Here is a 14,096-nt window from a genome sequence, read left to right on the forward strand (position 1 = left end):
GTCGTACGCTGCCTACTCCGCGGCGGGAGCGGGCGGCGCGGGCGGCGGTGGAGTGGTCGGCGCGGGCGTACGCGGCGCCGGGGCGGGCGCGGACGCTTCGGCGACTCCCGCCCCGAAACCGCGGCCGACGGCCTGTCCCTGGATGATGCCGGCGAGGTCGAGCCCGGTCGCGGAGTGCACGCTGTCGAAGACCGAACGCAGGGCCTTCGCGCTGTCGGCACCGACGACGTTGGACGCGCCGTCCTCGCCGGATCCGCCGACGATCGAGACGCTGCCGATCGCGGCGTAGCCCTTCGCGAACTCGGACATGATCGAGGGCAGCACCTCCAGAACGCGCTGCGAGAGGAACGCGTCCTGGTTGGAGGCGATGGCTTTGGCCTCAGCCTCGACGGCGGCGGCACGGGCCTCACCCTCGGCGCGGATCGCCTCGGCCTCGGCGTTGGCGCGCAGGCGACGGGCTTCGGCTTCCGCCTCCGCCTGGGCGCGCAGCGCGTCGGCGTCACCGGTGGCCTTCGCGATCGCGGCCGCCGCCTCACCGTCGGCGCGCGCCTTGTCGGCCTGCGCCTGCTGCTCGGCGATGCGGGTGCGCGCCTCGGCTTGCTTGACCTGCTCGATCGCCGCCGCCTCGGCCGCGCGCTCACGCGTGTAGAGCTCGGCCTGCGCGCGGGTCTCCGCCTCGTACCGCTGCGCGTCCGCGACGCGCTTGACGTCGGCGTCGAGCTGCGCCTGCTTGTTCTCGGCCTGCTGCTGCAGCACGGCCTGCTCGGCCTGGGCGCGGGCGAGCTGCTCGGCCTGCTCCGCCTCGGCGCGCGCGCGGCCGATGCCGGCGTTGGCGTTGGCGGTGTTCGTGTCGAGCGCGGTCTGCTCGACGAGGTTCGCCTCCTGGTTCGCGATGTTCTTCTGGTTGATCGCGCGGTCGGCGTTGGTCTGCGAGATCTCCGCGGCCTGGCGCTTCGCCTGGATCTCCGGGGCACCGAGGGACTGGATGTAGCCGACCTTGTCGGTGATGCCCTTGATCTGGAAGGAGTCGAGGATGAGGCCCTGCTCGGCGAGCTCCTGGGAGACGTCGGCGGCGATCTGGTCGGAGAACTTCTTGCGCTCCCGCATGAGCTCCACGACGGAGAGCGTCGCGACGATGCCGCGCAGGGCGCCCTCGAGCTGCTCGGTGGTGAACTGCTCGATGGCCTTGTCCTGGGAGGCGAAGCGCTCGGCGGCCCGGCGCACCAGCAGCGGGTCGGAGCCGATCTTCACGATCGCGACGCCGTCGACGTTGAGCGTCACGTTGTCGAGCGACTGCGCCTCGGCGTTGAGCGACACCTGCCGCGACCGGAGGGAGATGATCTCGTGGCGCTGGGTGATCGGGTTGACGAGCGACTTGCCGTTCACGATGACCGTGACGGGCGATTCCGACATCTCAGAGCTGCTGGTGCCGTCGGCGCCGATGACGGCGCGCTGCACCTTCTGCTTGCGTCCGGAGATGACGAGCGCTTCGTCGGCGCGAGCGACCTTGATCCAGCTGCGTGCGAACAGCAGCAGGATCAGCAGGACGACGATCGCGGCGACGACCGCGATCCCGACGATGGTGAGGATGCCGATGATTCCGGCGATCTCCATGGATGACCTCCCTGGTTCCCCCCGAGGGGGCGGTCCGATATGCCCACGGTCGATGTGGGCGTGCGCAACCCACCCTGCCAGAAAAGCGACGACCGCCCCGTCGCGGGCGTCATGATCCCGTCGTCGGTGGAGACGCCACCGACCGCGACGATTGTGGAGGAGCGTGCGGGTCAGCGGGTGCGGAGCTTCTCCGCGAGGTCGCGGAGCAGGCGCAGCTCCTCGTCGTCGAGCCGGGACATCCGGTCGGCGATGGACCGGCCGTGCACGGTCGCGAGCGCACGGAACGCCCGGGCGCCTTCGTCCGTCGCGCGGATCAGGGCGCCGCGGCCGTCGTCCGGGTCGGCGCATTTCGCGACCAGTCCCCGCGTCACCATCCGGTCGACGAGGCGGGAGACGCTCGGCTGGCTGATGAGCATGTTGGCGGTGATGTCGCGCAGGCGGGCGGTCATCTCCGGCGAGCGCGTGACGGTGAGCAGCACGTCGTACTCGGCCTGCGTGATGTCGCCGGTGTCGAAGTCGGCCGCCATCTCGGTGAACAGTTCGTGCTGCGCGCGGAAGAGGCTTTCCCAGGCCTCCAGCGCGAGCTTCCGATCGGTCATCCTCACAGAGTACCGGGCGCAGTAAAGGGCCGGTCGGAGAGGCTCCCGACCGGCCCTTGTCCCTTGCACCAAGAGTGTCCTGCAATCACATGCGGTGGATGCCACAGCAAACATTCACCGTGTGATCACTGTATAACGGCGAGGTAACGAATGCAACGGTTTGATCACGATGATTCGGGCGGATACTGGAAGGGACGGTTTCGAGAGCCCCCGCCTCCGCACCGCGCGGCAGACCTCTCGAACGCCAGGAAGAAGATGCTCATGAAAGCTCTCCGCTACGTCGAGATCGGCAAGCCCCCGGTGGTGGTCGACATCCCGATTCCGAAGCCCGGCCCCGGACAGGTCCTGCTCAAGATCACCGCGGGTGGTGTCTGCCACTCCGACGACTACGTCATGGGACTCTCCGAGAAGGACTACCACGAGCAGGGCTACCCGCTGCCGTTGACGCTCGGGCATGAAGGCGCCGGCGTCGTGCACGAGATCGGCGAGGGCGTCGACTCGACGCTCAAGGTCGGAGATGCCGTGGCCGTCTACGGGCCCTGGGGCTGTGGCCGCTGCCACAACTGCTCGATGGGCAAGGAGAACTACTGCACGAACGCCGCCGCCGAGGGCATCCGTCCTCCGGGCCTGGGCAGCCAGGGGTCGATGGCCGAGTACATGATCGTCGACGACGCGCGCCACCTCGTGCCGCTCGGGGACCTCGACCCCGTGCAGAACGTCTCGCTGACCGACGCGGGCCTCACCCCGTACCACGCGATCAAGAACTCGCTTCCGAAGCTCGGCGCCGGCACGGTCGCGGTCGTGATCGGCACCGGCGGGCTCGGCCACGTCGGCATCCAGATCCTCAAGGCCATCTCGGGTGCCACGGTCATCGCGCTGGACGTGAACGACGAGAAGCTGAAGCTCGCCACCGAGGTCGGCGCGGATCACGTGTTGATCAGCGACGCGTCGGCGGCCGAGAAGATCCGCGAGCTCACCGGCGGTCTCGGCGCGAACGCCGTGTTCGACTTCGTCGGCGCGAACCCGACGATCGCCCTGGCGCAGAGCGTGGCCGCGCTCGAGGCCGACATCACGATCGTGGGCATCGGCGGAGGCAGCATGACGCTCGGCTTCGGCTCGATCGCCTACGACGCGGCCGTGCGCATCCCATACTGGGGTTCGCGCGCCGAGCTGATCGAGGTGCTGGACCTCGCCCGCGCCGGCAAGATCCACGTCCAGACCGAGAGCTACACGCTCGACGACGGCCCGAAGGCGTACGAAGACCTCGCGTCGAACAGCATCCGCGGACGCGCCGTCATCGTCCCCTGACGTCGGCCTCGAACGCCCGGGAGGGATCGCCCTCCCGGGCGTTCGTCGTCTCGGTGCGGCCTCAGCCGCGGCGTCGCCGGTCGGCGAGGAGGGCGAGCGCCGCATCGATCGCACTCGCCGCCGCGTCGGGGGCCACGCGCACGAGGGCGAAGGCGGAGACCACGAGCCCCGTGCAGGCGTCGGCCAGGGTCTCGATCTCCGTTCCCGTGAGCGCGGGGAGAGCAGCCCGGACGCCGCGGGCGAATGCCTCTCGGAGCTCCGCGCGATAGGACGCCACGACCCGGGCGACCGCGTCGTCGGTGCCGATGGGGGCGGCGGCGGTGTTGACCAGCAGACAGCCGCTCGTCGCCGGGAGGCTGCCCGTCGTCAGCAGGGCCGCGCGTAGTCTGCCGAGATAGGTCTCCAGGGCCTCCGGCGCCACGGTCTCACCCGTCAACGGGGCGAGGCGCGGGCGGATGACCTCGTCCAGGTAGCTCTCGACGGCGGCGTCGAAGAGTCCACGTTTGGAACCGAAGGCGTGATAGATGCTCGAGCGGCTGAGACCGGTCGCGCGCTCGAGCTCGGGCAGCGGCGCGCTCTCGAAGCCGCGCTCCCAGAACACGCCGCGTGCCGCGCGGACCGCTTCCGCGGTGTCGAAGGTCTGTGTGCGCCCCATCCGCCCTGCTCCTGCCCTTTTGTGAATCGCTCGATCCAGTATATATTGGAACGACCGATACAGAATGCGCGGCCTCGCCGCGTCGAAGGGGGACTGCCATGGTCATCGCCGGACTCGTGCTCGCAGGCATCGCCGCGCTCGTGCACGTCTACATCTTCTGGCTCGAGTCGTTCGCCTGGACCAGCGCGCGCGCTCGCCGCACGTTCGGCACCGGCACGGCGGAGGAGGCCGGGCGACAGAAGGAGCTCGCCTTCAACCAGGGCTTCTACAACCTGTTCCTTGCGATCGCCGTCCTCCTCGGCATCGTCCTCTTCGCCACGGGAGCGACGGCCGTCGGCGCGACCCTCGTCTTCACCGGCGCCGGATCGATGGTCGCCGCGAGCCTCGTGCTGCTGCTGTCGAGCCCTGACAAGGCGTCCGCCGCCCTGAAGCAGGGCGTCATCCCGGCGCTCGGCGTCATCGCGCTGGCCATCGGCCTCCTCGTCTGAGTCCGGCCGCAGCCCCCCCAGATCCTCACGAAGGAGAGTAATGTCCCACGCCATCAGCACCCAGATCCAGCTCGCCCGCCGCCCCGAGGGGTGGCCGACCCACGACGACTTCCGCACCGTCGAGGTCGAGCTGAGCGATCCGGCGCCGGGGGAGGTGCGCGTGGCGAACGAGTTCGTCTCCGTCGACCCCTACATGCGCGGGCGGATGAACGACGTCCGCAGCTATGTCGCCCCCTACGCCCTCGACGAGGTCATCGCGGGTGGCGCCATCGGCCGGGTCGTCGCCTCTGCGGCGGACGACCTCCCCATCGGCACCGTCGTGCTGCACCAGCACGGCTGGAGCGATGTCGTGCAGGCGGACGCGTCGACCTTCCGGGCCGTGCCCGAGGTGCCCGGCATGCCGCTGTCGCTGCGCCTGCACATCCTCGGCATGACCGGCCTCACCGCGTACGTCGGCCTCACCGCGATCGCCGGACTCGCCCCGGGCGACACCGTCTTCGTCTCCGGCGCCGCCGGTGCCGTCGGCACGGCTGTCGGTCAGATCGCCAAGCTCCTCGGCGCGGGCCGCGTGATCGGCTCGGCGGGCTCACCCGAGAAGGTCGCCCTGCTGACCGAGAAGTACGGCTACGACGCGGCGTTCAACTACAAGGACGGCCCGGTGCGCGAGCAGCTCGCCGCCCTCGCGCCCGAGGGCGTGGACGTGTTCTTCGACAACGTCGGCGGCGACCACCTCGAAGCCGCGCTCGACGTGATGAACGACGGTGGCCGGATCGCGCTGTGCGGCGCCATCACGAGCTACAACACCACCGAGCGCGTGCCCGGGCCCGACAACATGGCGAACATCATCACGCGCGGGCTCCGTCTCCAGGGCTTCACCCTGGCGAACTACCTGCACCTGTCGCCGGAGTTCAGCGAGAAGATGACCCGCTGGTTCGCGGAAGGGCGGATCGCCTACGACGAGACCATCGTCGACGGCATCGAGAACACGGTCGACGCGTTCCTCGACATGATGCGCGGAGCCAACACGGGGAAGATGCTCGTGCGAGTCACGCCCTCCGCCTGACGTCCGGAGCGGGCCGCCAGCGCATTTGAGATATATTGCTTGAGACGTAGAACTTCACTCTCCATGACCCCCACTGGAGGCAGTGTGACACTCTCTGGCGGCCCCCTCGAACGCCGGTCGATGAGCGACGAGGCTTTCGTGCGCCTGCAGGATGCGATCATCAGCGGCGAACTCCAGCCCGGCGAGCGCCTGCGCGACTACGAGCTCGCCGAACGCCTCGGCACCTCGAAGACGCCGATCCGTCATGCCCTCGACCGCCTGGCCGACAACGGCCTCGTCGAGATGCAGCGCAATCGCTACACCCGCGTGGCTCCGATCGATCTGGAGCGGGTGCGCAACGCCGTCGACCTGTTCGGTGACATCTGGATCGGCTCGGTCCGTCACGTCATGCCGGTGATCCAGGACGACGATGTGGCCTATCTCGTCGAGCTGGCCGACGACATGGCGGCGTCGGTGCAGGCGCGGGACATCATCGCGTTCGGCGCGGCGCTCCGCAGCGCGGCGACGGGTTTCGCCCGGATCGAGGGCAACGCCACGCGTGCCAACTCCATCGAGCGCCTCGGCCCGCAGATCCGTCGGTTCACCCAGCACGCGAAGGACGCCGTGGACTGGTCCGCCGTCGAGGTGTTCGTCGGTGCGATCCGCGAGGCGACGTCGGAGCGCGACGCGGTCAAGACCCGTGCCGTGCTGGTGACCTTCTTCGATGAGACGCTCCCAGCCATCATCGATCGGGCCGAGCAGTCGGGACTGGCCGAGATGTCGGAGTGATCCTGCGCTGACGAACGAGGGCGACCGCACACCGCGGTCGCCCTCGTCGCGTCCCGGGGCTACGGCGTGAGGCGATGGACGTCGCGCGGGAACAGCGTCACCTCGCGGACGTTGGCCGCCTCGACCAGGCGGCCCACCCAGCGCTCCAGTCCGATGGCGAAGCCGCCGTGGGGAGGCATCCCGTGCGCGAATGCCTCCAGGTAGCCGGCGTACGCCGAGGGCGATTCTCCTCGCGCCTCGATCGCGGCGACGACCTCGCTGTGCCGATGCAGACGCTGTCCACCGGTCACGAGCTCCAGGCCGCGGAACAGGAGGTCGAAGCTGTTGCTCCCCTCCGCGTCGTCAGCCTGCGGATGCGTGTAGAACGGGCGCTTGCGCATCGGGTAGCCCTCGACGGCCAACACGTCGCTGCCGAACTCCTCCTTCGCCCATGCCCCGAGCGCCCGCTCGTGCGCCGGGGAGAGGTCGGGCTCGTCGGCCGGAGCACCGACCCGGCGCAGCGCGTCGCGGAAGTGCACGACGGGGATGTCCTCGGGGATGACGGGGAGCGTCACGTCGAGCAGCGCGAGCTCTTCCGCGGCGTCGGCGCGGATGCCGTCGAGCATGCCGCGCAGCACGTCGCCGAGGAGGCGAAGGACGTCGCGGTGGTCGCGGATGAACCCGAGCTCGACGTCCAGCGACACGTACTCGGACAGATGCCGCACGGTGTCGTGGGGCTCGGCTCGGAAGACCGGCGCCACCTCGTAGACGCGTTCGAACACGCCGACGAGCTGCTGCTTGTAGAACTGCGGGCTCTGCGCGAGGTACCCGGTCCTACCGAAGTAGTCGACGGGGAACACGTTCGCCCCTGACTCGGTCACGGTGTCGACGATCTTCGGGGTCTGCACCTCGGTGAAGTCCGCGGCGTCGAGCACCCGGCGGAACGCGCGCACGCTCGCCGCGGCGATCTGCCAGGTCGCGCGGCGTGCGGGATGACGCCAGGTCACCGCCGCGTGGTCGAGCAGAGTCGGCAGGCTCGTCTCGAGCGTCGGGCGCCACAGCTCCACGACCGGCGGTGCGGCCGGCTCCGACAGGCTCTCGATCTGCGGGTCGACGATCTCGACGCCGCCGGGGGCCTGCGGGTTCGCGGCGACGGTCCCCGTCACGCGGACCACTGTCTCCTCCGGAGGGAGGCCATCCGCTGGATGCTCGGCGGAACGGACCACGACCTGTGCGAGGCCCGAACGGTCGCGGATGATCAGGAAGGCGACGGTGGCGAGTTCCCTCCGGCGATGGACGTGACCGAGCAGGGTGACACGGCGGCCGGGGACGGCCTCGGCGAGCTCCGCGGCGAGAGTGCGGGCGGGGTCGGGTGTTCTCATTTCTCCTCCAGGTTGTGGGAGCCCTGGAGGTGTGGGCGGGGGCCAGATCGCGGTGCCACCACACCTTCGCCGGTGAGAAGCCGGCCTCTCGTCGGTACGCCGGACGCGCGGGGACCGCCTGCCCGGAGGCCGGGGGTCGTCACGCCCCGGCGGTCGCCGCGTCCAGTCTAGGGGCGTTCTCGGCAGATCCACAGAATCGCTCGGGCACCGTCTCGTACCCTGGATTATCCAAGGGGAGTACTCCGACACGGTCGGGTCGTCATTACGGATGCGTCTGCATCCCGGCCTACCGGTCCCGCTCGGGATGGGGAAGACTTTGGCGCTGTTCCGTCACGCCCGAGTCTGGAGTACCCGTTGGAAATCACCCCTTTGATCTGGGTCATCACGATCGCGGTCACCATCGCGTTCTTCGTGTACGAGTTCTTCGCGCACGTCCGCAAGCCGCACGAGCCGAGCATCGGCGAGTCCGCACGCTGGTCGATCTTCTACATCAGCCTCGCGCTGCTCTTCGGCGTGGGCATCGGCATGGTGTCCGGCTGGACCTACGGCGGCGAGTACTTCGCCGGCTACCTCACCGAGAAGGCGCTGTCGATCGACAACCTCTTCGTGTTCCTCATCGTGATGACGGGCTTCGCGGTGCCGAAGATCTATCAGCAGAAGGTGCTGATGATCGGCATCGTGATCGCGCTGATCCTCCGCGGCATCTTCATCGCCGTCGGTGCGACCCTCATCGAGAACTTCTCCTGGATCTTCTACGTCTTCGGCGCGCTGCTGCTCTTCCTCGCATACCGCCAGGCCTTCAGCAGCCACGAGAGCAACCCCGCGAACGGCCGCTTCATGACGTTCGTCCGTCGCCACCTCCCCGTCAGCGAGGAGTACAACGGCGACAAGCTCACGGTCGTCCAGAAGGGCAAGCGCTACGTCACGCCGATGCTGCTGACGATCATCGCGATCGGCTTCATCGACCTCGTCTTCGCCGTCGACTCGATCCCCGCCATCTACGGCCTCACCGACCAGGCGTACATCGTGTTCACCGCGAACGCGTTCGCCCTGATGGGTCTTCGGCAGCTGTACTTCCTCATCGGCGGTCTGCTGGAGCGCCTGGTGTACCTGGCCCAGGGCCTCGCCGTCATCCTCGCGTTCATCGGCGTGAAGCTCGTGCTGCACGCCCTGCACGTCAACGAGGTGCCGTTCATCAACGGCGGCGAGCCGATGCTGTGGGCGCCCGAGATCCCGATCTGGTTCTCGCTGCTCTTCATCGCCGCGACCATCGCGGTCGCCACCGTCGCGAGCCTGATGAAGACGCGCCGGCACCGCAACGCCGTCTCTTCCTCGACCGATTCCACCCCCACCATCGACAAGGAGCACTCTTGAGCGCGCAGCGCTGTTCTGACTCTTCGGACTCTGACAGTACGAGCACCCGGTTCATCCCGGGTGCTCACCCCGCCACCGAGGAGGTCGCCCGCTGATGGGCGATCTGCTCTGGAACATCGCCCTCGTCCTGCTCTTCGTGCTGATCGGCGGTGTCTTCGCTGCGACGGAGATGGCCCTGGTCACGCTGCGTGAGAGCCAGCTCAACGCGATCGCCGCTCGCGGCCGTCGCGGAGCGAAAGTCGCCGCCCTGGCCCGCAACCCCAACACCTTCCTCTCGGCGGTGCAGATCGGCGTGACCGTGGCGGGTTTCGCGTCCGCCGCGTACGGCGCGACCTCGATCGCGCCGTCCGTCGCGCCGCTGCTGGAGGGCTGGGGTGTCGCGCCTCCGCTCGCGATGACGCTCGCCACCATCGTGCTGACGCTGATCATCGCGTACCTGTCGCTCGTGCTCGGCGAGCTCGTGCCGAAGCGGCTCGCGATCCAGCGCAACGCGCAGTTCGCGTACGCCGTGGCGCCGGCGCTGAACGGCTTCGCGACCGTCATGCGCCCGGTGATCTGGCTGCTGTCGGTCTCGACGAACGCCCTCGTCCGCGTGCTCGGCGGCGACCCGCACAAGACGAGCGACGAGCTCACCGACGAGGAGGTGCGCGACATCGTGGCGACCCACCAGGGCCTGCCCGACGACGAGCGCCGCATCCTCGACGACGTGCTCTCCCTGCGCGGACGTCAGGTGAGCGAGGTCATGCGCCCGCGTCCCGAGGTCGTGGCGCTCGACGAAGCGGCGACCGTGGGGGCGGCGATGGAGCAGGTCCGCGAGCTGCCCTTCTCCCGGTACCCCGTGTCCCAGACGTCGATCGACGACATCACCGGCTTCGTGCACGTGCGCGACCTCTTCGAGGCTGCGGCCGACGATCCGGAGCGTCCGCTGCAGGGGCTCGTCCGCGACATCCCCTACATCCCGTCCACCGCGCGGGTGTTGCCCACCCTCACCCGGATGCGGGCGGAGGGACACCACATCGCGGTCGTCGTGGACGAGTACGGCGGCACCGATGGTCTCGTCACGCTGGAGGACCTCGTGGAGGAGGTCGTCGGCGAGATCTTCGACGAGTATGACGCCGAGGTCTTCATCTCCGCTGACGACGGCTTGGACGGGCGCCTCAACCTGCAGGACTTCGAGGAGGCGACGGGGCTCGCGATGCCCCGGGGGTCTTCCGACACGATCGCGGGATTCGTCACCGAGCAGCTCGGCCGGCTCGCCGTGGTCGGCGACACCGTCGAGGTGCCGGGCGCGACCATCCAGGTGGCCGAGGTCGATCGGCGGCGCATCGCGCGGGTGCGCGTCTCGATGCACACCGATCCGGGTGCCGAGCGGGGCACCGAGGACTGACGGGCAGCAGGGTGACGGGGCGCGTCAGTCGCGCGCTCCGCTGCCCAGCTCGCGCAGTCCGTCGCCGAGGACCTCGGTCAGGAGCTGGGCGTAGCGGCCGTCCGGATCGAGGTCGGGGTCGAACACGGTGATGCTCGCCCCGATCGCCTGCGGGGCGAGGGCGCGCAAAAGGGCGGTGAGCTCCGCGGCATCGAGGCCGCCCGGATCCGGGCTGTCGACGGCGGGCATCACCGACGGGTCGAGCACGTCGACGTCGAGCTGCAACCAGTAGCGCCCGCCGGCGGACGCGGCGGTCTCAGCGGCGACCGCGTCGGCTCCTCGTGCCAGGACGTCGGCCGCCGGCGTGACGCGCGCGAGGAGGCCGCGGACCTCCTCCTGCTCCTCGTCGTCGTCGCGGTGCCCGATGTGGGCCGTGCGGGTGGCGGAGAAGTACGGCGCGAGTCCGCCGATGTCGGCGATCGCCGGCCAGTGCTCGCCGACCGCGGCCGCCAGCGCTTCGCCGGCCACGCTCGCGCACTCGTCGCTGTTGCCCGGGTGGCGGAAGTCGGTGTGCCCGTCGATGTGCACGAGGCCCGCGCCTCCACGGCGCTTCACGGCGATCCCGGCGCCGACGAGGATGCCGCAGTCGCCCCCGATCACGAGCGGGGCGCGGCCCTCGTCGAGGACCTCGCCGATGCGCGAAGCCAGGCGGAGGGAGTGGTCGACGAAGGCGGCCTCGTTCCGCACCCGGCCGGCGGGCCGCGTGGCGTCGTCGTCCACGTAGCGTCCGGCGAGCACGATGCCGCCGTCGCTCGCGCCCTGATCGGTGAAGCGCCGGAACAGCCCCGCCTCCCGGAACGCCTCCGGCGCCTTCGCGGAGCCGGGCACGCTGCCGGGCTCCGGTGGGCGCAGGCCGAGGTTGCTGGGGGCCGACAGCAGAGTGATCATGCGCTCATCCTGCACCGGGCGTCCGACATTTCGACGCTCAGCGGATGGCGTAGACGGCGCTCCCCACGATCACCGCGATGACGGTCGTCCAGCCGATGATCGCGACGGCCTGCCACACGAGGATGCGCCCCTTGCCGATGCCGGACGCGGCGAGCATGGTGGCGGTGAAGTGCGTCGGCAGCAGCAGCGGTCCCAGCAGGCTCACCCCGGGCACGCCGTAGCGCTCGAACGCGCGCTGGAACTTCTCGCGGCGGGCGGAGCCGCGTCCGGTCTCCACCGGGACGCCGTCGGCCTCCAGGCTCGTCCCGCCGCCCACCGTCACCGGCTGCTTCGCCCGCGAGCGGTCCACGATGGCTCGGCGGGCGCCCGCGCTGGCGAGCACCAGGATCGCGACGCAGAGGAAGTTGCCGACCATCGCGGCGATGGCCGCGATCACGGGCGGGATGCCGCCGAGGATGCCGATGCTCGCGGCACCCTCGCCTTCGACGAACGGCACCGCTCCGGCGAGGGCGACGATGAGGGGCTGGACGAGGTCGGGGACCTGGGCGACGAGGTTCTGGAAGGTCTCGATGAGGTTCATGGGGGAAGCTCCGGGTGTCGGTGCAGACGGTCTCTCCGTCGCGATGACCCCAGTCCAGTCGATGGCGGCCCGAGGCGGCAGTGCCGCCGCGTCATCGCTCTCCGTGCGGTTCGCACCCGGATCCCGTGACATGTGTCACGCCTCTATCGTGGGGAGCGTGAGCAGTCCTTCCCCCGCTTTCTCCGATCCCGGTCCCGGTGCCCGCCAGCTCGCGCGGGGCATCACCGCCACCTGGTGGTACACGGTCGGCGGGGTGGTCTTCATCGAGCTCATGCTGGTGGCCGCCTGGCTGGGCATCGCCGTGGCACTGGATCGCTCGGGAGTCGCGCTGCTCGTCGTGGGGGTCGGCGGGGTGCTCTGGGCGGCGTCGACCGTCCTGCTGCTGGTCGACTACCGTCATCGCGTCGACGCCGGCCCCGGGGTGGGCTGGGTGCGGTTGGCCGTGCCGACCGTCGTCGCCCTGATCTACGGCGGCGCGGCGGGGACTCTGGTCGGCAGTTGGCAGCTCGCCGCGATGCCGGTGGTGCAGGTCTTCGTGCTGGTGAGCTGGCCCCGCGGGATCCGGGTGCGCGTGGCCGTGGCCGCGACGGTCGTGCTCGTCGCTCTCGCGCTGCTCGACTCGACCACCCCCCTCGGCTCCGAGGTCCCGGTGTGGGTGCCGGTGCTCTACGGAGTCATGCTGCCCGGGATGACCGTGAGCTCGCTGTGGTGGTGGGACGTGCTCGTGGCCCTCGATCGGGCACGTACCTCGGAGGCGCGACTGGCGGCGACGCAGGAGCGCCTGCGCGTGGCGACCGACGTGCACGACCTCCAGGGGCATCATCTCCAGGTGATCGCCCTGCAGCTCGAACTGGCGGAGCGCCTGCTGCCCACCGATCCGCAGGCGGGGATGGAGCAGCTCCGCGCCGCCAGGGCGAGCGTCGACGACGCGCGGCAGGGCACCAGAGACCTCGCCACGCGGTTCCGATCCGTGCCCCTCGGCGACGAGCTGGCGAACGCCCGAGACCTGCTCGTGGCGGCAGGACTGACGGTGGAGGCGCGGATCCACCCGGATGCGGACGCGGCACCCGCGGCCGACCTCGGCCCGGTGATCCGGGAGACGACGACGAACGTCCTGCGGCACGGACGCGGTGGTCACGCGCGCCTGATCCTCGACCGGACGGCGGACGCCTGGCGGTACGAGGTCGCCAACGACGCCGACCCCGCGGCCGAGGACGGAGCGGGCGGCTCCGGGCTCGAGGGCGTCCGCCGACGGATCGGCGAGGCGGGCGGCACGTTCGAGCAGCGGCGGGACGCCGACGAGTTCGTCGTGACGGTCACCGTGCCCGCGCGGGCGGAGATCGTCCGATGATCCGGGTGCTGCTCGCCGACGACGAGGGCATGATCCGCTCCGCGCTCGCCGCCCTGCTGCGTCTCGAGGCCGACATCGACGTCGTCGCGGAGTGCGCGGACGGCGAGGAGGCCGTCGCCGCCGCCGTCCGGCTCGAACCCGACGTATGCCTGCTCGATCTGGAGATGCCGGGACTCGACGGTGTGCAGGTCGCCGAGAGGCTCAACCGCACGATCGCCACCCGCTGCATCGTCGTCACCCGGCACGCCCGCCCCGGAGTGCTCCGGCGGGCGCTCGCCTCCGGCGTCTCCGGGTTCGTGCCCAAGTCGCGAGGTGCGGACGAGCTCGCCGCGATCATCCGCCGCGTCGCGGCCGGCGCCCGGTACGTCGACCCGGAGATCGCCGCGGATGCGCTGAGCGACGAGCGGTCGCCGCTCACCGATCGGGAGCTGGATGTGCTCCGCGCCGGGCGTCGCGGGGAGACCACGGGACAGATCGCCCGGGCGCTCGCGCTGGCGCCGGGGACGGTGCGCAACCACATCTCCGTCATCCTCGGGAAGCTCTCGGTGAGCACGCGTCAGCAGGCCGTGCTCGTCGCCGAGGAGCGCGGCTGGATCTGACCGTCGTCACGCGTCCGTTTCG

Annotated in this window: 14 protein-coding genes; 8 read left to right on the plus strand and 6 right to left on the minus strand. The window is 70.3% G+C overall.

The features are described from left to right. Positions 1 to 12: 12 nt before the first annotated feature. Together ACFU8V_RS05330 and ACFU8V_RS05335 are read right to left on the minus strand one after the other, a co-directional pair. A complete protein-coding gene (locus ACFU8V_RS05330) occupies positions 13 to 1,614 on the minus strand; it encodes an SPFH domain-containing protein (protein ID WP_378869578.1) in 1,602 nt (533 codons plus the stop codon). A 170-nt stretch (positions 1,615 to 1,784) separates the two neighbouring features. Then, on the minus strand, positions 1,785 to 2,213 hold the full coding sequence (locus tag ACFU8V_RS05335; protein ID WP_025104537.1) for a MarR family winged helix-turn-helix transcriptional regulator: 429 nt from the start codon (positions 2,211 to 2,213) through the stop codon (positions 1,785 to 1,787). Positions 2,214 to 2,474: 261 nt separating this feature from the next. On the opposite strand from ACFU8V_RS05335, the gene ACFU8V_RS05340 reads away from it, so the two are divergent. Then, the gene (locus ACFU8V_RS05340; protein WP_025104516.1) at positions 2,475 to 3,521 is read left to right on the plus strand and encodes an NAD(P)-dependent alcohol dehydrogenase; all 1,047 of its coding nucleotides are present in this window, start codon (positions 2,475 to 2,477) and stop codon (positions 3,519 to 3,521) included. 61 nt (positions 3,522 to 3,582) lie between these two features. On the opposite strand, the gene ACFU8V_RS05345 is transcribed toward ACFU8V_RS05340, so the two are convergent. Further along, positions 3,583 to 4,176: a TetR/AcrR family transcriptional regulator gene (locus ACFU8V_RS05345; protein WP_378869582.1), complete on the minus strand. Its 594-nt coding sequence runs from the start codon at positions 4,174 to 4,176 to the stop codon at positions 3,583 to 3,585. Between the two features lie 98 nt (positions 4,177 to 4,274). On the opposite strand from ACFU8V_RS05345, the gene ACFU8V_RS05350 reads away from it, so the two are divergent. The 3 genes from ACFU8V_RS05350 to ACFU8V_RS05360 all read left to right on the plus strand — a co-directional run bounded on the left by ACFU8V_RS05350 (position 4,275) and on the right by ACFU8V_RS05360 (position 6,495). Then, positions 4,275 to 4,664 (plus strand): DUF1304 domain-containing protein, encoded by a 390-nt coding sequence (locus ACFU8V_RS05350; protein WP_378869585.1) that lies wholly within the window; start codon positions 4,275 to 4,277, stop codon positions 4,662 to 4,664. 40 nt (positions 4,665 to 4,704) lie between these two features. Continuing rightward, entirely contained in the window at positions 4,705 to 5,727 is a 1,023-nt protein-coding gene (locus ACFU8V_RS05355; protein ID WP_303708504.1) for an NADP-dependent oxidoreductase, read from the plus strand. 120 nt (positions 5,728 to 5,847) lie between these two features. Further along, complete coding sequence (locus ACFU8V_RS05360; RefSeq protein ID WP_025104512.1) at positions 5,848 to 6,495, plus strand: GntR family transcriptional regulator; 648 nt, start codon at positions 5,848 to 5,850, stop codon at positions 6,493 to 6,495. Positions 6,496 to 6,554: 59 nt separating this feature from the next. Here ACFU8V_RS05360 and aspS read toward each other — a convergent pair whose 3' ends face one another. Further along, the gene (gene aspS, locus ACFU8V_RS05365; RefSeq protein ID WP_378869589.1) at positions 6,555 to 7,856 is read right to left on the minus strand and encodes an aspartate--tRNA(Asn) ligase; all 1,302 of its coding nucleotides are present in this window, start codon (positions 7,854 to 7,856) and stop codon (positions 6,555 to 6,557) included. Positions 7,857 to 8,210: 354 nt separating this feature from the next. Here aspS and ACFU8V_RS05370 point away from each other — a divergent pair, with 354 nt between their 5' ends. Next, positions 8,211 to 9,230: a TerC family protein gene (locus ACFU8V_RS05370; protein ID WP_025104510.1), complete on the plus strand. Its 1,020-nt coding sequence runs from the start codon at positions 8,211 to 8,213 to the stop codon at positions 9,228 to 9,230. A gap of 94 nt (positions 9,231 to 9,324) precedes the next feature. Beyond that, entirely contained in the window at positions 9,325 to 10,617 is a 1,293-nt protein-coding gene (locus ACFU8V_RS05375) for a hemolysin family protein (RefSeq protein WP_029989632.1), read from the plus strand. Positions 10,618 to 10,641: 24 nt separating this feature from the next. Here the strand turns inward: ACFU8V_RS05375 and ACFU8V_RS05380 are convergent, their stop codons facing one another. Together ACFU8V_RS05380 and ACFU8V_RS05385 are read right to left on the minus strand one after the other, a co-directional pair. Then, positions 10,642 to 11,544, minus strand: coding sequence for an arginase family protein (locus tag ACFU8V_RS05380; RefSeq protein WP_249521738.1), 903 nt, complete (start codon positions 11,542 to 11,544; stop codon positions 10,642 to 10,644). A gap of 37 nt (positions 11,545 to 11,581) precedes the next feature. Beyond that, positions 11,582 to 12,124, minus strand: a complete 543-nt coding sequence (locus ACFU8V_RS05385; protein WP_249521737.1) for a small multidrug efflux protein — start codon at positions 12,122 to 12,124, stop codon at positions 11,582 to 11,584. 157 nt (positions 12,125 to 12,281) lie between these two features. Here ACFU8V_RS05385 and ACFU8V_RS05390 point away from each other — a divergent pair, with 157 nt between their 5' ends. Both ACFU8V_RS05390 and ACFU8V_RS05395 read left to right on the plus strand, forming a co-directional pair. Then, on the plus strand, positions 12,282 to 13,475 hold the full coding sequence (locus ACFU8V_RS05390) for a histidine kinase (RefSeq protein WP_338565424.1): 1,194 nt from the start codon (positions 12,282 to 12,284) through the stop codon (positions 13,473 to 13,475). Then, positions 13,472 to 14,074, plus strand: a complete 603-nt coding sequence (locus ACFU8V_RS05395) for a response regulator transcription factor (RefSeq protein WP_025104505.1) — start codon at positions 13,472 to 13,474, stop codon at positions 14,072 to 14,074. The genes ACFU8V_RS05390 and ACFU8V_RS05395 overlap by 4 nt, the downstream gene beginning before the upstream one ends. The last annotated feature ends 22 nt before the right edge of the window (positions 14,075 to 14,096 follow it).

The organism is Microbacterium sp. NPDC057658 (assembly GCF_042799975.1).
Classification (GTDB): domain Bacteria; phylum Actinomycetota; class Actinomycetes; order Actinomycetales; family Microbacteriaceae; genus Microbacterium.